Origin of the sequence: Kordiimonas pumila (assembly GCF_015240255.1) — a bacterium.
GTDB classification, from domain to species: domain Bacteria; phylum Pseudomonadota; class Alphaproteobacteria; order Sphingomonadales; family Kordiimonadaceae; genus Kordiimonas; species Kordiimonas pumila.
In genome coordinates, this window is the sequence record NZ_CP061205.1 from 1729338 (window position 1) to 1752901 (window position 23564).

Sequence of the window (23564 nt, forward strand, 5' to 3'; positions counted from 1 at the left end):
ACATGATCGCGAGACTAGAACAACAACATATTTTTGCAACTGAAAGCGGCTGGGGGGAGGCCGATATTCACCCCTTGCCAAGTGATGCATCCTTCAGAACATATAGCCGCTTGCAGATGGGCACAGAAAAATGCCTGTTAATGGATGCGCCGCCCGAACACGAAAATTTAAGCGCATATCTAACTGTACAGGCACACCTAGAGCGGCTTGGCCTGCGGGCACCCCGTGTTTATGCCTCGGACATAAAACGCGGTTTTGCCCTTATAGAAGACTTTGGCACAGATACCTTTACCCAGTTATTAGCCACGGGTCATGCTGCTATGCCGCTTTATATGCAGGCTGTTGATGTGTTGGTGCATTTACATGCTATGGGCGGCGGCGCTGATCTGGATGTGCCACCATATGATATGGCGGTTTACCTGCGGGAAGTGAACCTTTTTACGGAGTGGTTTATACCAGCAGTGTATGGCCGCGAGGTGACAGCCGCTGAGCAGACTCGCTGGCAAGAGGCTTGGCAGGCTGTGCTTGCCCCTTTGGCGTCAGATAGGTCTTCGCTTGTTCTGCGGGATTATCATGTTGATAATCTGATGATCATAAAAGCGGCAAAAGGTATTTCAGCCTGCGGTCTTCTGGATTTCCAAGATGCTCTGATTGGGTCTAAAGCATATGACCTGGTATCGCTGCTTGAAGATGCACGCCTTGATGTGCCGGATACGATCAGAGAGGCGGCGCTAGAGCGTTTCTTTGCAGGGTGCCCTGATATTCCGCGTAGCCCTTTTTTGCGGGATATGGATATTCTGGGGGCGCAGCGACATGCAAAAGTTGCAGGTATTTTTGTGCGGCTTAGCCGCCGTGACGGTAAGCATACATACTTAAAGCATATTCCCCGTGTGCTCCATCTTTTGAATAGGTGTCTTGCGCGTGCGGAAATGTTGCCGGTTCGCACAGTTTTGGCTGATATAGCGCCAGACTTTGCCAAGAAAACTGTATTAAAGCCTTAGGCTTTAAGGATGCTTTTATAGAGAGTATCATACTGTGTAATCATGCGATCAAGTGCGTAGTTACGGAAAGCCTTTTCCCTGTTCGCAGCGCCAATTTTTTGTGCCTCTTGCGGGTGCGCAAGCAAATGGGCAAGATTACTGGCAAGCGGCTGTGCCTCGCGGCCTGAAATATAAGCTGCATTTTCATCTGTTACCATCAGGCGTATGTCACCTACATCAGTGCTGACAACAGGCAGGCTGCAGGCCATGGCTTCAATAACGGAAAGCGGCATCTGTTCTGTATCAGATGAAAGCGCAAAAATATTGAATGCAGGGATGATTTTTTCAGGGTTTGAAATGTTGCCAGTAAAGATAACCCTGCCAGCAGAACAAACCCGCTGAGCCAGCATCTTAAGGGCGGCAACGCCTACACCATCACCTACAATAACCAGTTTGGCGGTGGGCTCGCTATCTTCCACAAGGCTAAAGGCCTCTATCAGGCGGCCTATGTTTTTCTCAGGCCTGAGGCCCGCTACAGTGCCAATAATTTTATCAGCGTCTGTTATGCCAAAGCGCGCCAACATCTCGGGGTCGGTTGCTCCGTCAAACCGTTTCAGGTCAACACCATTTGGAATAAAGGCCAGTTTATTCTTCTTGATATGCCAACTTTTGCGGGCAAGTGTTTCCAGTGTTTTTGATGGCACGATAGTTTTATTACAAAACCTGTAGGCAAAGGAACGGAGGAAACGACGGCTTGAAAGTTCAGCAGACTGCTCGTCTTCCGCAAAGCCATCTTGCACATGCACCATGGGACATACGGAGAACAAGCTGTTGGCTAAAATCCATTCAATCGCGCCCCAGTTATAGCTTATAAGCAGGTCTGGTCGCAGGTCTTTTAATATTTTACGGCAGGCCTTTACCGCTTTAAGGGTTTGCCCCTTTTTAATAACGGTTTGTGTATTGAAAAGAGGTTCGACACCGGGCAAAAGTTTTAGGGCGTCATAGCGGCCATCCATGGCGTAAACCAGATGTGTAAAGCCAGCCTCTGAGCCTTTTATATAGTCGACAAAACGCCGCTGTGTTCCACCCAGTTCAAGGGAGGAAAAAATATGCAAAATTCGTGGGCTGTTTTTGGTCACTATTTGCTGCTTTATATTTGTGTTTCTGTTTTTACAATTCTGAAATACTGGCTAGAGTAATACAAGTATCATTTACAGGAACAAACGAATAGTGCAGTTTTCTGGCTATGACCGAGTTGGCCGGTTAATGTGGGGTGTGTGTTGTGGTTCATCGGCGGTTCAGTGCAACTGTGCGAAGGTTAGGGTATGAAAACAATTAGTAATTTTTTGCGTATGGGAATGGTGGCTTTTGCTCTTTTAATAGCGGGGGCAGGAACCTCCATGCCTGTTTTTGCCTTTGATGATCAGGATGCCGCGCTTAAAGCACTCAAAAACGGTGACATTTTACCCTATGCCAAAATCAAGAAAAAAGTAGAAAAACAACTGGGGGGGCAGGTTGTGGGGTCTAACCTTCGGCGTACCAATAAGGGGTGGCAATATGACCTGCGTGTCAGGCGTGATAACGGCAAGGTTATGGTGGCCATTGTAGACGCTGCCACTGGTGCCATATTGTTAACAAGATAACAGCGATATTCGAGGGAAAAGGGTACTATTATGCGTGTTTTAATCGTTGAAGATGATGAGGCACTGGCAAGCCAGATTAAAGAAAGCTTGCTTGATGTAGGCTATGCTGTTGATGTCTCGCACGACGGTGAAGATGGCCACTTTCTTGGTGATACAGAACCTTATGACGCAGTGGTCCTTGACTTGGGCCTCCCGGTTATGGACGGGAAAAGTGTTTTAAAGCGGTGGCGTGCTGACGGCAAAAAAATGCCTGTACTGTTGCTTACTGCTCGCGATAGCTGGACCGATAAGGTAGAGGGGCTTGATGCTGGCGCAGACGACTATCTGACAAAACCTTTCATTGTTGAAGAGCTGCTTGCTCGCCTGCGCGCTCTTATCCGCCGGTCTGCGGGTCAGTCGAACCCTACGCTTGAATGTGGCCCGGTTTTGCTTGATACCCGAAACGGCAAGGTTACAGTTTCTGGTAGGTCAATAAAGCTAACAGCGCAGGAATTTAAGCTGTTATCGTACCTGATGCACCATGAAGGCAAAGTGATTTCCAGAACAGAACTAACCGAGCATATTTACGATCAGGATTTTGATAGGGATTCAAACACCATTGAAGTGTTTGTAAACCGGATACGCAAAAAAATGGGCGTTAATATCATTGGCACTGTGCGCGGCCTTGGCTATAGGCTGGAAGCGGACGAGGAAGCCTAGTGAAGCCGGGGGCTTGGCAATTTTTCAGCACGCTCACGGGGCGTTTGCTGGTGTCTGCAATTCTGTGGTCATTGGCAGCACTTGCTATTGGTGGCCTTGCCCTTTCTTTTGTGTTTCGTAGTTATGTGCTCTCGGATGTTGATCAGCGCTTATCAATGCTGATTGATACCATGGTTGGTATTAGTGAAATATCCTCTGATGGGGTTTTGCGGTTTAATCGGCCCCTTTTTGACCAGCGTTTTACCACGCCGTATTCCGGGCTTTATTGGCAAATTTCAGAAGAGGGGCAAGATGCCTTTCGCTCGCGTTCATTATGGGACTATGAGCTGGATAATGATCTTGAACATCGCTCCTTCTCTATTCACTTTATTGAGGCTGAAGGCCCAGACGGGCAGCGCCTCAGAATGGCGGAGCGTGACATTATTCTGCCTGAAGCAGACAGGCTGTTTCACTATCAGGTAGCAACAGATATGGTTGAGGTTCAATCTGCGATCGACCGGTTTAACTGGATGCTGGTTGGGGCGCTTGGCCTTATTATGCTTACCGTAACATTAGCGCTGGTTTTGCAGGTAAGCTACGGCCTTAGGCCGCTTCGAAAAATCGGGCGGAGCCTTGCTGAAATCCGGGCGGGTAAAGAAAGCCGAATTGTAGGAAGTTGGCCGCATGATCTAAAGCCGCTTGCGCAGGAAATAAATGCGCTTCTTGACCAGAACGAACAGCTCGTGGACCGCGCCAGAACCCATGTAGGCAATTTGGCGCATGCCCTTAAAACCCCCCTTTCTGTTATCCAGAACGATGTTGAAGGCAAGGGCGATGAGCGTTCCCGCCGGATTGCTGAACAATCAAAACTCATTCTCGATCACATTGACCACCATTTGAAACGCGCCCGTATTGCGGGGGGAGGCTCAGGCAAGGGGTTGCCAATAGCAGAGAGGCTGCAAAAGCTTGTTCGGGCTGTGGAAATTATGACCCGTGACAAGGGCATAACCTACGACTTGACGTGCCCCAAAAACCTTAAATTTGACGGGGAAAAACAAGACTTTGACGAAGTGCTGGGTAATCTGATTGATAATGCGGGCAAGTGGGCAAAGGCACATGTTGTGGTGAAGGCCATAAGCGTAGAAGATAACCGCCGGGCCTTTTTGGAAATCAGGGTAGAGGATGATGGGCCGGGGGTGCCTGTTGGTGAACTGGAAACGCTTTTTGAACGGGGCAGGCGGCTTGATGAGCGTGTGCCGGGCACAGGGCTTGGGCTTTCCATCGTGCGGGATATTGTCGAAATGTACGGCGGTTCAGCACATTTGGACCGGTCTGCTCTTGGTGGGCTAACGGCGATTATTCGGTTGCCCGCAAAAGTAGCCTAGGTGTTTCTTGTGGAACCAATGGCCATTGCTAGCCACCCGACCATTAAAAGCATGCCGCCGACCGGTGTTACCCAGTGAAAGCTACCCAAGCTGCCCGGTCCCATAATGGCACGTATATAAAGGCTACCGGAAAAACATAAAATCCCTGCAATAAACATGAGAGCTGCGGTTGTTGCCGTTCGTTCCTTGCCCCATTTTGCTAGTACGGCGGTGGCTACAAGGGCAAAGGTGTGATAAAAATGAAATTCATTGGCTTGCTGAAAGAAGCCAGCCTCAGCACCGGTCAGGTTAAAGCTATGGCTGCCTGATGCTGCAAGTACTGTAGCCAGAAATCCGCTAACGCCAGCAACTGCTATAATAGAGGGTGCTTTCATCCCGTTATTGTCCTGCCTTTATCATATCTGCGCATTTTTCAGCGATCATAATAGTTGATGCATTTGTATTGCCGCCTATAAGGCGCGGCATCACAGACGCATCTGCAATTCGTAGCCCTTCAATGCCAATCACTTTCAGGTTTGGGTCTACAACACTGCTTTTACTATGTGCTGGCCCCATTGAGCAAGTTCCAACGGGGTGGTAAATTGTCTCAGCCTGTGCGCGAATAGCCTCATTAACTGCGCTATCGTCATCTGGGGCTATTTCATCCCAAGGTGACTTTTCCTTCTCTATTATGGCGTTAAGGCTGTTTTGGCGCATAAGCGCACGCACCATTTTGGCACCGCGCCGCATAACATTTATGTCTTCCGGCGCAGAAAGATAGTTGGGGTCAATGCGTGCAGGGGCACGGGGGTCGCAGCTGTTAAGGCTAATCGTACCACGGCTGTGAGGCCGCAACTGGCAAATGTGAATGCCAAACCCATGTTCCTTGGGGCGCGATAAACCATGTGGTTTGTTCGCCATTGCCAGCATAATATGAAGCTGAATGTCAGGGCGTTCCAGTGCTTTGTCTGTTTTCAAAAAGCCGCCAACGGGTGTGATACAATCTGATATAACACCCGGTTTTTTCATAAACCATTTCGCGAGTTCGGTAAAAGCTTTGAGCGGTGCATTATATTTTATCACAGAAAGGGGGGCATTTAAGTGGGCATAAAGGGTTAGGTCCAGGTGGTCCTGTAGGTTTTTCCCGACACCCGGTAATTCATGAAGAACGGGTAAGCCGACGTTCTGAATATCAACGGGGTCACCAATACCTGACAATTGTAGAACCTGCGGGCTATTAACAGCGCCGCCGCATAAGATAATTTCCCTGCCGGCCTGCCAAGTTTCGGTTTGATTGTTTCTGAAAACCTCCACCCCTGTTACTTTACGGCCCTGAAGTAACATACGCTGTACGTGCGCACCTGTTATAACAGTAAGGTTTTTCCTGTTAGCTGCAGGGTGTATATAAGCTTTGGCAGCACTTTGGCGGCGGCCCTTTTTGATGGTCTGATCATACCAGCCAACACCTTCTTGGGTCGGGCCATTAAAATCATCCGTGTAGGGCAAGCCCATCTCTTTAGCGGCCTTAAGAAAAGCTATATTCAAAGGGCTTGCAGAAGTGTGCTGGCTGGTTTTTAACGGCCCATCTGAATTATGAAAGGCGTCATTTTCTCTATCGCTACCTTCAGACTTTTTAAAGTATGGCAGTAGTTCATCAAAGGACCAGCCGGTACAGCCCATCTGGGCCCATTCATCATAGTCTCGGCTATTACCGCGCACGTATAGCAGGCCGTTAATAGCAGATGATCCGCCCAGTACTTTGCCGCGCGGCCAATACAGGCTTCGGCCCTGTAGGTGTTTTTGCGGTACTGTCCAATAGCTCCAGTTAAGTTTGTTGGGGGGTACAACATTTATGATCATGCCGGGCATGGAAATGTTGAGCGAGGTATCGCGGTCCCCAGCTTCAAGCAGTAAAACACTTACCGATCTGTTTTCACTCAGGCGGGCGGCAAGTGCGCATCCTGCCGACCCTGCACCGATGATTATGTAATCATAAATCTTTGTGTTCATTTACGAAATTTCTTTTAACGTAATGGGTAGGCCATCTACGGGCTTGATCAGCGGTAAAATCTGGAACTTGGTTTCATACCCTTGTGGCAACACAATTTCATAGTTTGGTAAAAGGTGTGTCATGATAACCTTTGCCTGCATGTAAGCAAAGTGAAGGCCAAGGCACATATGGGCACCGCCGCCAAAGGGAACCCATGCAAACTTGTGGCGCTCTTTCGCGCCACCTTCTGGCGAAAACCGCATTGGGTCAAACTCTTTGGCATTTTCCCAAACAGATTCAAGGCGGTGCGTGGCAACCGTACTGATGCCAATGTTAGTGCCTGCCGGAATGCGGTGGCCCTGAAATTCTACATCACGTACCGTTTTGCGCGGCATGGCGGGCACTGGCGGGTTAATACGAAGGGCTTCTTTAAAAGCAAACTCTGTGAGTTCCAGTTTCCCCATTAGTTCGTACGGCAGCTTGCCATCATTTAGGCCTAGTTCATTGATTTCATTTCGTAATTTTTGCTGCCATTCGGGATGCCTGCCCAGTTCGTAAACAAGTGTGGTAACGGAACTGGTGACAGTGTCGTGGGCGGCCATCCACAGAAAATTCATATGGTCAATAATTTCACGGTCCGTAAAATGTTTTCCGTTTTCATCTGTGGCTTGGCAAAGCTGTGTGAAAATATCTGTACCTGCCGTTTTCCGCCGTTTTTCTATCTGATCACCAAGGTATTTGATCATGAATTTGCGGCTTTTTACACCTTTCCACATGAGGGTGCCTGGGATGGGAATACGCACAATACCCACGGCTGCGGCCACCATATTCGTGAGGGCTTCGTTCACTTTGGCGCTTTCATCTCCGGGTTCAAGCCCCAGAAAAACCGTGGTCGCCATATCAAGGGAAAGCTGTTTGATGGCAGGGTAGAATGCGAAATTTTTCTTTTTACCCCAATCGCTTATGCGCTCTGGCATGGCATCGTTCAGGCGTTCAAGATAGCCTTTCATTGGCCCGGTTTTAAAGGCAGCCCCCATAACATGGCGGTGAGCTTTGTGTTCGTCAAAGTCCATGAGCATTAAACCACGGGGGAATAGCTTGGCAAGATAGGGCGCCCAGCCCATTTCACTGGAGAAATTTTTGCCTTTGTCCATCAAGACAAATTCATTCGCATCAGGGCCTATCATATTGATACTATTATTGAAAAATACATTATTACGGTAAACTAAGCCGTATTTATCCTGCATTTCCTTGCCGTAAGCTGCAGGATCCTTTAGAAGCTTTAGCGTATTGCCAAAGAAAGGTAGGCCGCTTTCCCCCGGAATATCCATTATACTGGCGGGGCGCTGTTTTCCCACCTGTGATTCTGTGTTGGGTGAAGGCATTTCTTTGGTTCCTTCTTGAAGTAAAACAAAGGCTTAATAGCAAGCTCTTAGTTTATTGATAAAATTATCAATAGGTATCATACCCGCCTCCACCCGGTGTTTCAACCACGATTATATCACCGGGCTTAACATGGGTGCTGTCAGATGCCGCGAGCAGTGTTTTGTGTGCCATGTCTGTGCCAAATTTGTGCCAAATCTGCGCCAAATCTGTGCCATTTGTGCCATCTGTGCCAGCGGTATATAGCACAGTGGCTTTGCCAGGTTTACCGGGTTTGCCGCCCCTCAAGCCAGGTGGGCCGTCTGCCCGCTGACTGGAGAGAATGGCAACTTCCATCGGCTCTAAAAATGTTATGACCCTGCATGCCCCATTGCCGCCTTTCCATTTACCTTCGCCGCCACTCTCTAGCCGAATGGAAAACTCTTCCAGCCGCACCGGATAGCGCCACTCTAGCACCTCTGGGTCGGTTAACCGGCTGTTGGTCATATGCGACTGAATAGTATCGCAGCCATCAAAGCCCGGCCCGGCGCCCGTGCCGCCTGCGATAGTTTCATAATATTGGTACCGCTCGTTGCCAAATGTTAGATTATTCATGGTACCTTGCGAGGCGGCTACGGCACCGGCTGCCAGAAACAGTGCGTTGGTGACAGCCTGACTTGTCTCCACATTGCCTGCAACAACGGCGGCGGGGGGGCCAGGGTTGAGCATGGAGCCTTCTGGTACGATTAAATGAAGCGGTTTCATGCAACCTGCATTAAGGGGGATGTTAGCCCCGGTTAATACCCTGAAAACATAAAGAACGGCTGCTTTTGTAACAGCAAGTGGGGCGTTAAAATTATTGGCAAGGGTAGGGCTGGTGCCAGTGAAATCGACAACAGCGGTGCGTGATGTTGCATCGGGTGCTATTGTCACACGAATAACACCGCCGCAATCCATGGGGTAGGTGCAGGTCCCTTCCTTCAGTGTTTCAATAACACGGCGGACGGCTTCTTCTGCATTATCCTGCACATGGCCCATATAGGCAGTAACTGTTGCATGGCCATAATGAGCAACAAGTGCCTTAACCCCTGATGCCCCGCGCCTGTTGGCTGCAATCTGGGCTTTAAGGTCAGCAATATTCTGGTCTATATTGCGGGCGGGGTATGGCCCTGAGGCAAGCGCCGCTCTCACTTCAGGTTCAGCTAGCTGCCCCGATTTTACAAGGTGAAAGTTGGTGAAGCGAATGCCTTCTTCCGCAATGGTTTTTGAGTGGGGCGGCATGGAGCCAGGGCTGATGCCGCCAACATCTGAATGGTGCCCGCGTGATGCCACAAAAAAATCAGGTTCTTTACTGGTTTTGTTCAGAAACACTGGGGTGATAACTGTAATATCAGGTAAATGGGTGCCGCCAGCGTAGGGGTCGTTCACCATAAAGACATCGCCGTCCTGAATACTTGCACGGCGGACTTTCAGGATAGCTTTTACACTTTCGCCCATGCTGCCAAGGTGTACAGGCATGTGCGGGGCATTGGCAATAAGGTTGCCGTCTGCATCAAACACAGCACACGAAAAATCAAGCCGTTCTTTCACGTTCACAGAACGGGCCGTTTTTGCCAGAACACCGCCCATTTCTTCTGCGACTGACATAAAAAGGTTATTGAAAACCTCCAGCATTATGGGGTCGAGCGCAGTACCTGTATGCTGGTTAGGCCTGATATGTTCAATTTCAGACAGGATCAATGTATCATTTTTTGTCAGCACAGCTTGCCAGCCGGGTTCAATCATGGTGGTGCCGCCCTCTTCCAAAATAATGGCTGGGCCGATGATGGCTGTATTGGGCTTTAGGGTTGCTCTGCGATAAATAGTTGCGACATGGCTTTGAGCGCCGGAATACAGCGTACATTTGGTTTCAGCATGCTTGCTTGTACCCTGTGCTGTTAGCTTTAAGGTTGTAGCACTTGCTCTGTGCACTGCCTCTGCTTGTACAGACTGGACTATGATATCTGTATCTTTGCTGACAAAGCCAAACTGCTGGTCGTGTGCCTTTTCAAAGGCTGTTATAATTTCCTGTGTGCTACCATGGGGTACCGTAAGGGCTGTATCACTACCATCGTATTTCACCTGAACATACGGATAGGTGATAATCTGTTCTTTAGAGATCCCTTGTGCGGCAAGTTTTGCTTTGCTGCTACGGGATACGGTTTTAACAGCAGCGCCAATTGTCTTTGCCTTTTTTACAGAGCATTCGAGGGCTTGTTCCGTAATGACGCTTTGTTCGGCAATGCCCATACCAAGGGCAGATAAAACTCCGGAAAACGGTGGGATAATAACCTTGGTGATGCCAAGGGATGCTGCCACAAGGCATGCGTGCTGGCCGCCTGCACCGCCAAAAGAAAGCAGTGCATGGCCTTTTATATCGTGCCCACGTTCAACCGAAACCCTTTTGATTGCGCGCGCCATATGCTCAACTGCAACAGCAAGGAAGCCTTCCGCTATGGTTTCAAGCGCGGGGCGCGTGCCGGTTTCTGCTTCAATTTGGTCTGCAATCTCTGCAAACCCTTTTTTGGTGGCTTGCCGGTTAAGCTGCTGGTCACCCTTTGGACCAAAAACAGCCGGGAAAAGATCTGGCTGCAGTTTGCCCAGAAGTACATTACAGTCGGTTACTGTTATGGGGCCACCCCGACCATAAGATGCGGGGCCGGGGTTTGCACCCGCAGACTGTGGCCCTACCTGAAAGCGCCCGCCTTCGAAGCGGCAAATGGAACCGCCGCCTGCCGCTACAGTGTGAATATCCATCATTGGGGCGTTGAGGCGAACACCAGCTACAACACTATCCTGCACGCGCTCATAGGTGCCGCTATAATGGCTGACATCGGTTGAAGTGCCACCCATGTCAAAACCTAAAATATGTTGTATGTTAGCCCGTTCTGCGGTTTTTGCTGCACCAACAATACCGCCCGCTGGTCCAGACAGGACAGCATCTTTACCGCTGAAAGAGGTTGCTTCTACAAGGCCGCCGCTCGATTGCATAAAATAAAGCGGTGTATCGCCAATTTCACTACGGATCTGGGCCACATAGCGCATCAGAATAGGCGACAGGTAAGCGTCTGCTACCGTTGTATCACCGCGCGGGATAAATTTCATTAAAGGGCTAACGGTGTGGCTTGCTGATATCTGGGTGTAGCCAATGCTATGGGCAAGCTCTGCCAATTTAGCCTCGTGATCTGTAAAGCGGTAGCCATGCATGAGGCAGATAGCAATACTTCTTAATCCCTCCTTAAAGGCTTTAATCAGCGCATTTTTGGCGTCAGCTTCATCCAGTGGGGTAACAAGCTTCCCGTCCGCGCTTATACGCTCTGTTACTTCAACCACTTTGTCGTAAAGAGGTGCCGGGCGTTTGGGGCCAAGAGCAAAAAGGTCTGGCCGGTGTTGCTGGCCAATAAGCAGGGCATCTTTAAAACCCTTGGTAACAACAAGAAGGGTTGGTTCGCCGCGCCGTTCCAGAAGTGCATTGGTCGCAACCGTTGTGCCCATTTTGATCGCTTTTACGCGGTCAGAAGGGAACGGGGCATCTGGTGCAACGCCCAAAATTTCACGCATGGCAAAAACAGCAGCATCTCTATAGCGTTCGGGATTTTCAGACAGGTACTTGTGGCTAGTGAGAGTGCCGTTTGGGGCGCGTGCGATCACATCGGTAAAGGTACCGCCGCGATCAACCCAGAATTGCCATTTTTTACTCATGGGCAAGACCATAGCGTCTTGCCCTAAATTTCCAAATCACGTTTTTGAATACTTAGTAAAAAACAGCGTTGGTTTTGGGCTACCGTATGTAAGGCATGGCTTTTTAAAAACATATATTGGCCCTTTTGGTAAAGCGAACTGATACCAGAAAGTCTATAGTTTGTTTATGCAGCTTCATAATGGGGCAGTATCATGAGGGGTGAGAGTTTTTACCCTGACATTTCTTACATACCTTCAGGGAGTATAATAATGAAAAAAAATACACTTTTGGCTATAGTTGCGTATGCCGGATTTTTACTGGCCCCAGCAATGACAGCGCCTGTTGTGGCCGCTCCAGACGCTGACCGTGAATGGCCGACAGCATGGTTTGAAATTTTTAAAATGGCCCCAGGTAGGCATGAAGCTTTTATGCGTGAAGTTGCCAAAGGCGATGAGGTTTCAAAAGCAGGTGGTCAGCCACCAATCCAGCTTTTTATTCATCAGAACGGTGCTGACTGGGACGTGCTGATGTTTAAGCCTGTGACAGGTGTTAAGCCAACACCAGAGCAGAAAGCTGCAATGGAAGCAAAAAGCAAGGAACTGAATATGCCTAGTGGCCCGGCGTATTTTGTGAATTTCCGTAAAAATATTATCGCACACACGGATACGGAAACACTCGGTCCTGTTAGTGCAGAAGAGTGGCTTGCCCGGCTTGATAAATGGCGGAAAGAGCACCCTGGCGCAGAACAGTAGGCGCATTTATAAGAACAATGAGGGCTATAGGGGCAGCATTCTGTGCTGATATCCTGTAGCTCTCGGCTATATTTTAGGTGTAACCAGCCTGACTGAATACACGGTAGGATGCGGCTAATGGATGTTCTGCGTCTAGAGATCGTGACACATATAAACCGGCATCTTGCCTTGGCTGTTGTGTTTTTAGGGTGATGTTTTAGAAAAATTGTGTGGTGGGGAGGTATCATTACCCAAAACGGGGGAAGGGTCGCTTCCCCCGAAGGGATACAGGTACTATTTGCCTTTTGGCTTGTTAGCCACAGGCGAGGCTTTACCAGGCTTTGAACTCATTTGAGTTGTTGTCGCTGCTGATTTAATGCCAGATTTTACAGGTGCTTTAGTCGATTTATTCAAGGACATTTAATGCCCCTTTCAGAATAATGCAGCATCATTTTGCTGCGAAGTACAACCACCATCGGCTGCATGGATAAATATACATATGTTTCTGAAATTTTCAATATTGTAAAATATCTGAAAACAAAAATATTTAGCCTTGAAATTATGTTATAGAATACAGGTATTATCCGCCAAGGCCAGTGACAAGGGCATTATAGCGAGTGCGCATGTCACCCTCCATACCACTACAAAAACGGGGCTTACCAAAGTCTGTCATAAGAGCATCAAACAGGCCGCGTCTACGCCCCACCTCGAACATGAGCACAGTCGTTGAAATATCGCCGATTAGCTCCATGCGTTCATTCACTGTCTGCTGGCTTGCGATACGGGCTAATTGCTCACTGATGCTTGAATTGCCTGCCATCATGGCAACCTTAAAGCTAACGTCTGCGGCAATCTGGTTTAGTTCGCGAGCTTCTATTTTCTCGTCTTCGCAGATCAGATTAAAAGCCATCACTTGTGTTGCGTCTTCAATAAGCCGAATGATAGCGGTATCGCGGTTTTCTTTAATGTAGATCAGGTGTTCGGCGGCCAGTGTGCGGGTTAGTTGTGCACGCTTTAGCATGTGCTCAATTGATTTACGGATAGCCGGGTCATCCATGCTGGGAGAGGTCGGCGTTACTGTTTCCTTTGGCTCTTCAGCATAAACCTTACCGCTCACATAGGCAAACACGGCCAAGGCAAGGATGGTAAATATAATGATCAGCCAAAGGTTCAGGCGATTCATGGCAATACAGCTTTCATATTATTTTTAATTTGGGGTGTTTTATCAGCTTTAATGCATTTATAAAGCCCTTCTATAGACCAAACGCTATTAAAGGGTAGTAAATGCTTGAAATATTTGTAGATGCAGACGCTTGCCCGGTGAAAGATGAGGTCTTGAAAGTAGCATACCGCCATGACCTGGTGCTGCATCTTGTTTCGAACCAGTGGCTTAGGCTGCCAGTTGGCCCAAAAGTGAACAAGGTAGTTGTGGATGCAGGCTTTGATGCGGCTGACGACTGGATTGCAGAGCGTGCGGGCGAGGGTGATGTGGTTATCACCGGCGACATTTTGCTGGCCGACAGGTGCGTAAAAGCTGGTGCCACTGTTATGGGGCATGGGGGCAGGCTGTTTACAGCAGATAATATTGGTATGGCAATTGCCATGCGCGAGCTTAAATCGCAGCTTCGAGATATGGGGGAAGATCGCGGTTTTAATGCGAGCTTCACCAAGCAGGACCGTGCTACTTTTCTGGAAGCTATGGAAAGCTGGTATCAAAAAACCCGCCGTTCCAGCTCTATGCCCTGATATCGATTTTCAGGCCTTTGTTTTTGCCGGGGTCTACCGCAATATCAAGCTGAAACCGGCTTTCCGGGATGGAATTTACATCCAGTTTTACTTTACTTTCTTTGCTGGTATCAATTTTAAGGCCTTGGCCAGGCTGAATTTGAAGGGGTGTTGGTGTTGTTGCCTCGATCATGTCAAATCCTGTAAAATACAAAGGTGTTTATGCCTGAAATTTTCTTTGCCACAGCCTTTGCTGGCTGTACAGAGATGCATAAAATTTTACAAAATTTTTTTGTGTATAACTTTTTCAGGGTTAATCAGGCAGCCATGTTTGTAAAAACTTCAGGCTGTTTTCCCCCATCACTTTACGGATATCGGCCTCTGGCACACCGGCTTGTATAAGGGCTTCGGTTATGGTGCTAATATGGTCTGAGGCAAGCGCCGTGACCGCGCCGTCCCAGTCAGAGCCCAGAGCGATATGATCAGCGCCCACTAGGTCAATACCGTATTTTATTGCGCCAGCAATAGCGGTTGGAGATGTGTCGCATACTGCGGCATCCCAGTAGCCAATGGCGATCAGACCGCCTTTTTCAGCGATTGCTTTCATAAGTGTGTCGGGGTAGTTGCGGGCTGTGTCGCAGTACCCTTTTAGCCCGGTATGTGAAATAACTACAGGGCGCGTGGTAAGGCTGAGCACTTCCCATGCAGTGGCTTCTGATGAATGGGCCAGATCAATGATGATGTTCAATTCATCAAGCCGTTTAACAACAGCACGGCCAAAATCTGTTAGGCCGGCTTTTGAAACGCCGTGCAGGGAACCAGCAAGCTTGTTATCAAAAAAATGAGTCAGGCCAACCATACGGAAACCCGCATTATACATAATATCAACATTTTTGATGTCGCCTTCAAATGGGTGGCCGCCCTCGGTGCCGAGCATAACGGCAATAGCACCATTATCGCGGTTGCGGTGGGCCGCAAGGTCCGCTTTGTTTTTCACAAAAACCATCTGCCCCTTTGATTTGGCGACATAGGTATGCAGTAGGTCTGACTGATAGAGTGCGCGCTCAAGCAGGCTGTTCCATGTGCGCACGGGCCAGCCTTGGGCAATGGCAAGCTTGGTTATACTGTCGCTCGAACCCGTATTTTCTTCATAATTTTGGCCTTCTGGCGATTTGGTAACAGTTGTCATTACCTGCAGGTTTATGTTGCCGTCTTGAAGGCGCGGCAGGTCAACCTGCCCGTAATCAGAGCGTTTCAGAAAATCGCGAGACCACAAAAGGCTGTCGGCATGCCAATCAACAATTTTAAGGCTGCTGTGTAATTTGTCAGCGGCGGGTGACACGCTGTAGTCAGAGACATCAACAATTTTGTTCATGCTTTTTTCAATGATAGGCGGCACGATGATGCGTTCAGCAATAACCAGAACAACCACAATAACCAAAACAGATACCCATATTTTTGCAGTACGCATAACCAGCCCCCTTTTCTTGCAAGAAAAGTTTATACACTGAAAGAAGGAAGGGAATAATAAAATTACAGTTGGGAACAAGAAAAAGGGGATATTGCCTGCTTTGTGGAAGCGTGGCTCCAGAGCTGTCCATGCTCTATTTCATGGCTGGCCTGTCTAGGCCTGCGGGTTCAATACGTCAGACGGCGCTTCTTATTAGAAGTTTTCAAAATACATCTTGCTTGCAAACAGGGTGATATACAATAAGGTGGTCCTGCTGTTGTAGAGGGATCGCTGTGGCACTTGATATACCAACTTTGTCTATTGCTGTCATGCTGGTGATGCTGCTTTCGTCACTTGCGCTGTTAGTAAACTGGCTTGCGAACCGTGTGATAGACGGGCTGCTATATATTGCCTTCGGCATTATTTTGGTTTCCTTTGGAACTTGTGTCAGCTTTGAAAACCCGTTAGAGACTGAGCCTTTGGCCTATCTGGCTGGGCAAAGTGTTATTATATTAGGTCACGGTATTCTATGGCTTGGGGTTACTGATTTTTGGGCCATGCGGTCAAAGCGTATGATGATCGCTTTGTGGCTTATCAGTGTGCTTTCCATTGGCATTATGGCCTATCTTATGCTGTTTCATGACGGTGGGTATGTGGCTGCTGTCCGAGCCTTATTTGAAGGCCTTGTGTCGTTTGGGATTGCTTCAACGCTTTTAAAAGCCATTGGGGGGCGCAAAGGGCTTTATAAAGGGGTAATACGGCGTGCAACAGTGGGGGCAGCCCTTGCTTTTTTGCTGTTCATTGTACATGGGTTTTACGGTTTTTACCGTGCGATGCCGCTTGATTTCCTTCAGCTTACAGGTAACTTCTTTCTCAATTCCATAGAGATTTTATCCTATGTGGAGATGGTGGTGTTCTCCATGTCGATCGCGGTTGTCATTATTATTATGACAGCCGAGCGTTTGCAGGCTGAATTAAAGCTGCATGAAATGCTTGATCCCCTTACAAAAGCGCTTAAACAGCGTGCCTTTCTGGAGGTGGTAAAAGCTGTTTTAGCGCGCGCGAGGCGGAATGCCGAACCTGTTTCCCTTATTATGATGGACATTGATAGATTTAAAAAAATCAATACAGAGCATGGCCGTGCGGTTGGGGATGCTGCACTCGCGGCGTTTGCGGGTCTGGTCGTGGAGGGCAGGCGCGCGCAAGATGTGTTTTGCCGCTTTGGCGGCGAAGAATTTGTTTTGCTGTTGCCCGGAACCGCTGAAGAGGGGGCTGATCTAGTAGTGCGGCGGATAAGGCAGAAAATTGCGCACACTGCCTTGAAGCCGCTTGGTGTGCCCATTCAGCTAACAATCAGTATGGGCGTTGTAACAGCGCGCGGCGATGATCTGGATGCAGACGGCATGCTGGATTTTGTAAACAAGCAAATATCCAATGACCAAAAACTCCAGTTTGAAATTATTCAAACCGGTAGTTAGAGCCGCTCCACTTCAATGTAACCCGCAGAATAGCTGGCCCCAAATGAACATATGAGGCCAAGATCACCTTTCACAAAGTCTGATTTATATTTATGAAAAGCTATCATGCAGCCTGCGCCGGCGGTGTTCGCATAATCATCCAGAATGATGGGGGCATCTTCCTGGCTTGGGTCTCGCCCCAGCAGCTTTCGTGTGGCAAAAATATTCATGTTGATATTGGCTTGGTGTAACCACAGGCGTTTGAAGTCTTCAATTTTTCTGCCTGTTTCAGCCATTTGGTTTTGCACAATTTCAATAACCTTTGGCAGAAGCTCTTTAAACACCACACGGCCATTCTGTACAAAGCGCATGGCAGGGTCGTTTATTTTGTCGCGTTCAATCATGGCTCTGCTGCCAAAGCCAGCCTGAATATTGGTTGAATATTCAGTGAATAGTTTGCGGCTGTTGATGCGGAAAGCATTCTTGGATGTTGTTTCAGTCTCGCGTTCCAGCACCATAGCAACGGCGGCATCACCAAAAATAAAATGGCCGTCGCGTTCTTCAAAGTTCAGCAGAGGTGAAAGATATTCAGCGGTAACAACAAGAGCTTTGTTTGCCATGCCGGATAAAAGGGCGTCTGTTGCCGTTGAAATGCCGAAGGTGGCGCTGGAGCATGCCATTGACATATCAAAGGCAAAACCTTTTGCGCCGAGTATACTTTGCAGTTCTGTTGCCATCGAGGGAATGAAGCGCTCCCATACAGAAGCCGAAATGATCACAAGATCAATGTCCTCGCCGTTAAGGTTAGCTTCTTCGAGGGCCGTTTTTGCAGCGGCAAGCGCCATCTGAACCTGAACTGGCGTACCCATCAGGTTGTCAGGCGCACCCTCAGCAAGGTAAGGCCGCATGCGGCCAACTTCGGTGGGGCCTTTGCCGTCCATAAGGTACCGGTTTTTGATGCCAGAGGCTTTTTCAATAAAAGCTGAGGACGACATCTCCCGTGCGGCAAGGGTCCCTGCTGCTATTTCGGCGGCATGCTCATTATTCCATGCTTCGGAATGGGCATTATAGCTTTCAACGAGCGCATCGTTCGAAACGGCATGTTTGGGGGTAAATACCCCCGTGCCGCTGATAACAATCCCCCCCATACTATTCCCCTATAGTTATTTTACCTTTTCTACCAGCAAGCTACCAATTGAATAGCCTGCACCAAACGAGCAGATGAGCCCCTTATCCCCAACTTTAAGGTCATCATGGTATTTGTGGAAAGCAACAATAGAGCCTGCACCCGCCGTGTTACCATATTCATCAAGAACAGTTGGTGCTTCAAGCGCTTCGGGTTCCCGGCCCAAAAGCTTTTTAGCTGCAAACATGTTCATATTGATATTGGCCTGATGCAGCCACATGCGGCTTAGGTCTTTTACTTCAAGATGTTGGCTTTCAAGCTGCGCCCAAATAAAATCGGTTACAAGCGGTAGAAGCTCGCGGAAAACCTTGCGGCCTTCCTGCATGAAAAACATGTCTTCGCGGAACATGCTATTATCATCAAGCCGTGTCATTGGGCCGTAATGTGAGCGAATGTTACTGGAAAATTTGGTTTCTGCTTTGGTATTTGTCACTTTCCAGAGGTTGTTGCCTTTGGCAAGGTCTGCCCGCTCAAGGACCACGGCAACGGCAATATCCCCAAAAATAAAGTGGCTGTCGCGGTTGCGGAAATCAATAACAGTAGAGAAAATTTCGGGGTTGATCATGAGCACCCGATCAGCAGCACCTGACTTGATAGCGTTCACGCCAGCAATAAGGCCGTATGTGGCGCTAGAACAGGCCATAACCATATCCATGGCGGAGCCTTTTGTGCCCAGATGATGCTGCACTTCAATGCCGATTGCCGGAAAATAGCGCTGTAGCAGTGCAGCGGAACATACCAGATGGTCAATATCTTCTGCTTGCAGTCCGGCATTTTCAAGGGCAGCTTTCGCGGCTTCAATTGCCATTTTAGCCTGAAAACAAGGCTCTTCGTCTGTGCCGTGGCCGCCTTCAGGCATTTTAGACATCATCCGGTCAAGGTCCATGACCCCTTCCACGTCAACAAGGTGGCGCGCCTTAATGCCAGATGCCTTTTCGATGAAAGCAGCACTTGAATGTTGTTTTGCCGGAATAATACCGGCGTCTATGTCGGCTTTATTTTCGGCATTAAATTTATCAACAAATGCATTGAAGGTTTCTACAAGCTCCTCATTGGTGATTTTATGCGGAGGCACATAAAGGCCAGTTCCTGAGATAACAACATCAACCATAAAAGCTTATCCTTTTATTTACGCAAAGCTACCGGGAAATCTTTTTGGCCCACCGCCTAATTATGACAACCCGGTTACATCGGCGGACAGGTATACTGCCTTTTATCCTTTCCGCCAACCGTTCATTGCGTTATTTAGCCGCAATATTATAGCCAGTTTCCTGTATAACAACACTGGCTGCTATGCTAGGAATGCGTCATGTCTATTTGGGGTAAAATAATTGGCGGTACAGCAGGGCTTGCACTAGGCGGGCCTATCGGTGCCCTTATTGGCTTAACGGTGGGTGCTGCCGTTGATGCGGGGGTTGATGCAACCCGCCGCGAGCCTGATGATGCAACCCGCAGTATTACCTTTACTATTGGTGTGATTGCGCTGGCAGCCAAGATGGCAAAAGCGGATGGCCATGTCTCCCGCGCAGAAGTAGAGGCCTTTAAACGGGTCTTTCAGGTGCCGCCTCATGAAATGGCCAATGTGGGCCGGGTGTTTGATATGGCACGCCAGCATACTGCTGGCTTTGATGCGTATGCACATCAGATTGCGGGCATCATGAAAGATAACCGCAGGGTGCTATCTGACCTTATAGAGGCATTATTCTTTATTGCGAAAGCTGATGGTTCTGTACACCCTAATGAACTGAATTACATTCGCGCTGTGGCTAAAATTTTTGGTTTCAGCCGCGCTGAAATTGAAGACAGAGTACATAGGCATGTTGGTGCAGACCCGTCATGCCCTTATTCTGTTCTTGGGGTTGAAAGATCTGTAGATAATGCGACACTTAAGCATAAGTACCGGGCATTGGTTCGCGAGCATCATCCAGACCGATTGATCGCGGCTGGTGTCCCAAACGATATGATTGCCGTGGCGACAAGGCGTGCCGCAGAAATTAATGCAGCGTATGACCAGATTATGGCAGAGCGCACAAAAGAGACAGTGAATGAAGTTTCGTGATATTGTACTGGCCGTTGTTATTGCCGCAGTTTGGGGTGTGAACTTTATTGCGGTGAAAGCGGCAGTAGATGCTTTCTCTCCGTTTCTTGCTAATACCCTGCGGTTTTCATTTGTTTTTCTGGCGCTTTCGCCGTTTTTGAAGTGGGTGCCGGGCAGAATGAAAAGCATGCTCGCGGTTGCTGTCATTCTTGGGGTGGCCCATTTTGGGCTGATATTGTTTGCCATGCAAGTTGCAGACGGGGTGAGCGCTGTTGCGATTGCGAGCCAGCTTGGGGTGCCGTTTTCAACAATTCTGGCTATTATCGTTTTGAAAGAATCAGTTGGCTGGCGGCGTATTGTTGGTATTGCATTAAGCTTCTCCGGGGTAATTGTTTTGGGCTTTGACCCAGTTATTTTTGCATACTGGCAAGCACTGGGGCTTGTGACTTTAGCCGCGTTTATGTATGCGGTCAGTACCGTTATGATGCGCACTCTCAAAGACATTCCTGCCGTTACCACACAGGCATGGGTGGGCTTCGCCGGTGCCCTAGGGTCGCTGTTGTTTTCTTTTGCTTTTGAAAATAACCAGCTGGAGATGATAAAAGCCGCCAGCAACGATGCGTGGCTTGCTCTCTTATATAGTGCGATTGGTTCCTCGATCATTGGGCACGGCGGCGCTAATTATCTGTTTCGTAAATATGACGTATCCGCTGTGACGCCTTATTTCCTTGTTATGCCACTTTTTGCAGTTATGGCAGGGGTAATGGCACTTGATGAAACAGTGTCGTCAAAAGTAGTTCTTGGTGGTGTACTAACTATTGCGGGGGTTTTGATTGTAACCCTCAGAAACCGTAAGAAGCATAGCAAAATGGCAGATGTAGCAAATGCTGAAGGGATGACATGATCACCTGTTCTTCACCGAACTGGGATGAAAGACCGGACGGTAGCCAGATTGATCTGGTCGTACTCCATTATACGGGTATGGAAACAGGGGATGCAGCACTCTTACGGCTCTGTGATGCGGAAGCCAAGGTTTCTGCTCATTATATGATAGGGGAAGAGGGCGCTGTTTATGCTTTGGTGCCGGAAGAAAAGCGTGCATGGCATGCAGGTGTGTCTAGCTGGCTTGGACGTGACAATATAAATCACACATCCATCGGTATAGAGCTGGTGAACCCCGGTCATGAATTTGGGTATCGGCCATTTCCTGCTGTGCAAATTGATAGTTTGCTTGCCCTTTTATCAGGCATTAAAGCCCGACATAAAGTTCCTTATTATGGATATGTAGGGCACAGTGATATTGCGCCGCTGCGTAAAACAGACCCGGGTGAATATTTCCCGTGGCAGCAATTGGCGGTAGCAGGGTTTGGTTTACATTCAGCGGTTGATGGGGCTGACACAGCACTTTTGCCGGTTAAGGGTGCTGACGGGGTTTTGTTACAGGAACTTCACGAAAAATTATCTATCCTTGGCTATGCTTTTACTGATAGCAAGGCCGTGGATTCTGAAACGTTTATGGTATTAAAAGCCTTTCAGGCGCATTGGCGTCAATCGGCGGTAACAGGCTTTTATGATATAGGGACGCGTGCACTTCTCACCGATTTGGCACGTCAAATGTCGACAACCGGGGAAACTCAATGAATAAAATTCTTTTTGCTGTGTGTTTACTGTCTGCAACAGTGGGTGTCGAAGCGCAGCAGGTACCTGTAACATCAGAGCATAAACCTAATAGCTATACGCTTGCATGCCTTGCATCGCTTACTAAGGACTGCGCCGTCAAGGCCGCTATCCAAACGGTTATCGATGAAGATTTTGGGGCTGAGCGGGCTAAGGTCTTGATAGGTGTTGCAAGGGCAATGCTGGGAACGGGCCAAGCAGAACAGGCTGCAGAAACCCTTATACTGGCGCTGGATGAAGCGCGTTCTGTGAATATTAGCCTCGTTACGCAAGAAAAGATCACGTCTATTGCGCCGCTGCTGGCCGAGGCAGGTGATGTGGCAGGTGGGCTTGCGCTTGTACAGGAGCTTTCACAAGATACAGTGCGCGATAAAACGCTTATCAATATTGCGGAAAAGCTTATTAAGGCTGGAAATATATCGGGGGCAAAAGTTGCACTTGATCAGGTGACAAACGAGTCGCGGGCTTTTTGGCGCTTTTTAGGGCTGTTACCACTGGCGCCAAACGGTGCCTTAACCTCTCTTGAGTTTGACGAGCTGGAAGTAAAAGTTCAGGCCCTAACTGATAAGCCGCAACAATATCGTGGCTTCATTAGGCTTGCTGTTATTGCAGGTAAAGCGGGCGATGAGGCAAGAAGTACTGCGCTCATCGCCGTGGCCGATGAAATGTTCCCAAGTGTTGTGGGTATGCAGGCGCGGGCCACGGTAACGGGCGAGCGTGCGCGGCTTATGTATCAGGCTGGGCTTGATGCAGCTCTTGTGGAAACCAGCTATAATCTTGCTATTCTGCATGGCACCCGCGTGCAAGGGCAGGATGCCAGAATCGAGCTTGCTCATAATGTTGGGCCTATTGAGGCTGCAACCGGGAAGACAGAACTAGCGTTAAAACGACTTGAGTATTTTACAAATGAAACCGAGAAAGCAGGCTATCTTGCAAGCCTTTCTGTTACAGATAATGCAGGTCAGGTAGCTGCGGCTATTACAGACTTCTTGGGTGCGATTGAAGATGTTGAAGGCGCTTATGACCGCGATATTATCCGGCTTACCCTTCTTGAGGGTGTTTTAAAAAGCAAAAATAAGGCGCTTGCCATTACCATCATCAAAAAGCTTGAGGATGATGATAATCAGGCATATGGGCTCGCGTTGCTGGCACCCCTTTTAGCATAAGAGAAAAGTGTGGTACTTTAGGTTGCTGTAAAGTGGCTTGGTCACGCTGCATGCTGAGTGCTGCCTTATACAATTTTTACCGTTCTTGATATGTTTGGTGGTATTACCTTATGGCTTTTTTATCTGGTATGGCGCCACAGTAGATATTGTGAAGGCCATAAAGGCAACTGACCTATAGTGAATACTATAGATATGTCCGTAACAGGACTGCCTTATGTTTGACAGTGTTCATACTTAGGACTGTTGTTTTATAGTGGCTGGTATATAACTGTGTAGTCTGGAAACACCCTAAGGTCTTGATGTTGCGCCTCTTAATTTCTGTCATTTTGCTGTTTTTTTGCTTGGGACGCCCTCTCTCAGCGGCGGATTCGTGTTCGTCTGGTGGTTTTAGAACTC

General features: G+C 48.5%; 21 protein-coding genes. 11 read left to right on the top strand and 10 right to left on the bottom strand.

The genetic code is table 11. The features are described 5' to 3' along the window. Nucleotides 1-2 precede the first annotated feature (2 nt). Nucleotides 3-1001, top strand: coding sequence for an aminoglycoside phosphotransferase family protein (locus ICL80_RS07350; RefSeq protein WP_194215443.1), 999 nt, complete (start codon nucleotides 3-5; stop codon nucleotides 999-1001). Here the strand turns inward: ICL80_RS07350 and ICL80_RS07355 are convergent. After that, nucleotides 998-2119: a glycosyltransferase family 4 protein gene (locus ICL80_RS07355; RefSeq protein ID WP_194215444.1), complete on the bottom strand. Its 1122-nt coding sequence runs from the start codon at nucleotides 2117-2119 to the stop codon at nucleotides 998-1000. The two genes, ICL80_RS07350 and ICL80_RS07355, sit on opposite strands and share 4 nt — an antisense overlap. A 186-nt stretch (nucleotides 2120-2305) precedes the next feature. On the opposite strand from ICL80_RS07355, the gene ICL80_RS07360 reads away from it, so the two are divergent. From ICL80_RS07360 to ICL80_RS07370, 3 genes are read left to right on the top strand one after another with little or no spacing between them, the layout of a single operon-like run. Then, nucleotides 2306-2623, top strand: a complete 318-nt coding sequence (locus tag ICL80_RS07360) for a PepSY domain-containing protein (RefSeq protein ID WP_194215445.1) — start codon at nucleotides 2306-2308, stop codon at nucleotides 2621-2623. A 30-nt stretch (nucleotides 2624-2653) separates the two neighbouring features. Then, nucleotides 2654-3322, top strand: coding sequence for a response regulator transcription factor (locus ICL80_RS07365; protein ID WP_194215446.1), 669 nt, complete (start codon nucleotides 2654-2656; stop codon nucleotides 3320-3322). Then, on the top strand, nucleotides 3322-4686 hold the full coding sequence (locus ICL80_RS07370) for an ATP-binding protein (protein WP_194215447.1): 1365 nt from the start codon (nucleotides 3322-3324) through the stop codon (nucleotides 4684-4686). Before ICL80_RS07365 ends, ICL80_RS07370 begins: the two co-directional genes overlap by 1 nt. On the opposite strand, the gene ICL80_RS07375 is transcribed toward ICL80_RS07370, so the two are convergent. The 4 genes from ICL80_RS07375 to ICL80_RS07390 form a co-directional block, all read right to left on the bottom strand. Beyond that, nucleotides 4683-5060 carry a DUF423 domain-containing protein gene (locus ICL80_RS07375; RefSeq protein WP_194215448.1) on the bottom strand — a complete coding sequence of 126 codons (378 nt, stop codon included), beginning with the start codon at nucleotides 5058-5060 and terminating at the stop codon, nucleotides 4683-4685. The genes ICL80_RS07370 and ICL80_RS07375 overlap by 4 nt on opposite strands. 4 nt (nucleotides 5061-5064) lie before the next feature. Beyond that, a complete protein-coding gene (locus tag ICL80_RS07380; protein ID WP_194215449.1) occupies nucleotides 5065-6675 on the bottom strand; it encodes a GMC family oxidoreductase in 1611 nt (536 codons plus the stop codon). Next, nucleotides 6676-8040, bottom strand: coding sequence for a cytochrome P450 (locus ICL80_RS07385; RefSeq protein WP_194215450.1), 1365 nt, complete (start codon nucleotides 8038-8040; stop codon nucleotides 6676-6678). A gap of 67 nt (nucleotides 8041-8107) precedes the next feature. Continuing rightward, on the bottom strand, nucleotides 8108-11758 hold the full coding sequence (locus ICL80_RS07390) for a hydantoinase B/oxoprolinase family protein (RefSeq protein WP_228073849.1): 3651 nt from the start codon (nucleotides 11756-11758) through the stop codon (nucleotides 8108-8110). Between the two features lie 249 nt (nucleotides 11759-12007). Here ICL80_RS07390 and ICL80_RS07395 point away from each other — a divergent pair, with 249 nt between their 5' ends. Continuing rightward, nucleotides 12008-12490, top strand: coding sequence for a hypothetical protein (locus ICL80_RS07395; protein WP_194215452.1), 483 nt, complete (start codon nucleotides 12008-12010; stop codon nucleotides 12488-12490). A 559-nt stretch (nucleotides 12491-13049) separates the two neighbouring features. Here ICL80_RS07395 and ICL80_RS07400 read toward each other — a convergent pair. Then, nucleotides 13050-13652, bottom strand: coding sequence for a hypothetical protein (locus ICL80_RS07400; protein ID WP_194215453.1), 603 nt, complete (start codon nucleotides 13650-13652; stop codon nucleotides 13050-13052). Between the two features lie 101 nt (nucleotides 13653-13753). Here ICL80_RS07400 and ICL80_RS07405 point away from each other — a divergent pair, with 101 nt between their 5' ends. After that, a complete protein-coding gene (locus ICL80_RS07405) occupies nucleotides 13754-14215 on the top strand; it encodes a YaiI/YqxD family protein (RefSeq protein WP_194215454.1) in 462 nt (153 codons plus the stop codon). On the opposite strand, the gene ICL80_RS07410 is transcribed toward ICL80_RS07405, so the two are convergent. Then, on the bottom strand, nucleotides 14205-14387 hold the full coding sequence (locus ICL80_RS07410; RefSeq protein ID WP_194215455.1) for a hypothetical protein: 183 nt from the start codon (nucleotides 14385-14387) through the stop codon (nucleotides 14205-14207). The two genes, ICL80_RS07405 and ICL80_RS07410, sit on opposite strands and share 11 nt — an antisense overlap. 120 nt (nucleotides 14388-14507) lie before the next feature. Beyond that, nucleotides 14508-15665, bottom strand: a complete 1158-nt coding sequence (locus tag ICL80_RS07415) for a dipeptidase (protein ID WP_194215456.1) — start codon at nucleotides 15663-15665, stop codon at nucleotides 14508-14510. Nucleotides 15666-15937: 272 nt separating this feature from the next. On the opposite strand from ICL80_RS07415, the gene ICL80_RS07420 reads away from it, so the two are divergent. Further along, nucleotides 15938-17122: a GGDEF domain-containing protein gene (locus tag ICL80_RS07420; protein WP_194215457.1), complete on the top strand. Its 1185-nt coding sequence runs from the start codon at nucleotides 15938-15940 to the stop codon at nucleotides 17120-17122. On the opposite strand, the gene ICL80_RS07425 is transcribed toward ICL80_RS07420, so the two are convergent. After that, nucleotides 17119-18249: a beta-ketoacyl-ACP synthase III gene (locus ICL80_RS07425; RefSeq protein WP_194215458.1), complete on the bottom strand. Its 1131-nt coding sequence runs from the start codon at nucleotides 18247-18249 to the stop codon at nucleotides 17119-17121. The genes ICL80_RS07420 and ICL80_RS07425 overlap by 4 nt on opposite strands. A 15-nt stretch (nucleotides 18250-18264) precedes the next feature. Further along, nucleotides 18265-19398 (bottom strand): beta-ketoacyl-ACP synthase III, encoded by a 1134-nt coding sequence (locus tag ICL80_RS07430; protein ID WP_194215459.1) that lies wholly within the window; start codon nucleotides 19396-19398, stop codon nucleotides 18265-18267. 198 nt (nucleotides 19399-19596) lie between these two features. Between ICL80_RS07430 and ICL80_RS07435 the strand changes: the two genes are divergently transcribed. From ICL80_RS07435 to ICL80_RS07450, 4 genes are read left to right on the top strand one after another with little or no spacing between them, the layout of a single operon-like run. After that, on the top strand, nucleotides 19597-20346 hold the full coding sequence (locus ICL80_RS07435; RefSeq protein ID WP_194215460.1) for a TerB family tellurite resistance protein: 750 nt from the start codon (nucleotides 19597-19599) through the stop codon (nucleotides 20344-20346). After that, nucleotides 20333-21229 (top strand): DMT family transporter, encoded by an 897-nt coding sequence (locus tag ICL80_RS07440; protein ID WP_194215461.1) that lies wholly within the window; start codon nucleotides 20333-20335, stop codon nucleotides 21227-21229. The genes ICL80_RS07435 and ICL80_RS07440 overlap by 14 nt, the downstream gene beginning before the upstream one ends. Beyond that, on the top strand, nucleotides 21226-21966 hold the full coding sequence (locus ICL80_RS07445) for an N-acetylmuramoyl-L-alanine amidase (protein WP_194215462.1): 741 nt from the start codon (nucleotides 21226-21228) through the stop codon (nucleotides 21964-21966). The genes ICL80_RS07440 and ICL80_RS07445 overlap by 4 nt, the downstream gene beginning before the upstream one ends. Further along, complete coding sequence (locus ICL80_RS07450) at nucleotides 21963-23168, top strand: hypothetical protein (protein WP_194215463.1); 1206 nt, start codon at nucleotides 21963-21965, stop codon at nucleotides 23166-23168. The genes ICL80_RS07445 and ICL80_RS07450 overlap by 4 nt, the downstream gene beginning before the upstream one ends. The last annotated feature ends 396 nt before the right edge of the window (nucleotides 23169-23564 follow it).

Coding starts and splice junctions, on each gene's coding strand:
- ICL80_RS07350 (WP_194215443.1), top strand. CDS start 3: ATGATCGCGAGACTAGAACAACAACATATTTTTGCAACTGAAAGCGGC.
- ICL80_RS07360 (WP_194215445.1), top strand. CDS start 2,306: ATGAAAACAATTAGTAATTTTTTGCGTATGGGAATGGTGGCTTTTGCT.
- ICL80_RS07365 (WP_194215446.1), top strand. CDS start 2,654: ATGCGTGTTTTAATCGTTGAAGATGATGAGGCACTGGCAAGCCAGATT.
- ICL80_RS07375 (WP_194215448.1), bottom strand. CDS start 5,060: ATGAAAGCACCCTCTATTATAGCAGTTGCTGGCGTTAGCGGATTTCTG.
- ICL80_RS07380 (WP_194215449.1), bottom strand. CDS start 6,675: ATGAACACAAAGATTTATGATTACATAATCATCGGTGCAGGGTCGGCA.
- ICL80_RS07385 (WP_194215450.1), bottom strand. CDS start 8,040: ATGCCTTCACCCAACACAGAATCACAGGTGGGAAAACAGCGCCCCGCC.
- ICL80_RS07390 (WP_228073849.1), bottom strand. CDS start 11,758: ATGAGTAAAAAATGGCAATTCTGGGTTGATCGCGGCGGTACCTTTACC.
- ICL80_RS07395 (WP_194215452.1), top strand. CDS start 12,008: ATGAAAAAAAATACACTTTTGGCTATAGTTGCGTATGCCGGATTTTTA.
- ICL80_RS07400 (WP_194215453.1), bottom strand. CDS start 13,652: ATGAATCGCCTGAACCTTTGGCTGATCATTATATTTACCATCCTTGCC.
- ICL80_RS07405 (WP_194215454.1), top strand. CDS start 13,754: ATGCTTGAAATATTTGTAGATGCAGACGCTTGCCCGGTGAAAGATGAG.
- ICL80_RS07410 (WP_194215455.1), bottom strand. CDS start 14,387: ATGATCGAGGCAACAACACCAACACCCCTTCAAATTCAGCCTGGCCAA.
- ICL80_RS07415 (WP_194215456.1), bottom strand. CDS start 15,665: ATGCGTACTGCAAAAATATGGGTATCTGTTTTGGTTATTGTGGTTGTT.
- ICL80_RS07425 (WP_194215458.1), bottom strand. CDS start 18,249: ATGGGGGGGATTGTTATCAGCGGCACGGGGGTATTTACCCCCAAACAT.
- ICL80_RS07430 (WP_194215459.1), bottom strand. CDS start 19,398: ATGGTTGATGTTGTTATCTCAGGAACTGGCCTTTATGTGCCTCCGCAT.
- ICL80_RS07435 (WP_194215460.1), top strand. CDS start 19,597: ATGTCTATTTGGGGTAAAATAATTGGCGGTACAGCAGGGCTTGCACTA.
- ICL80_RS07440 (WP_194215461.1), top strand. CDS start 20,333: ATGAAGTTTCGTGATATTGTACTGGCCGTTGTTATTGCCGCAGTTTGG.
- ICL80_RS07445 (WP_194215462.1), top strand. CDS start 21,226: ATGATCACCTGTTCTTCACCGAACTGGGATGAAAGACCGGACGGTAGC.
- ICL80_RS07450 (WP_194215463.1), top strand. CDS start 21,963: ATGAATAAAATTCTTTTTGCTGTGTGTTTACTGTCTGCAACAGTGGGT.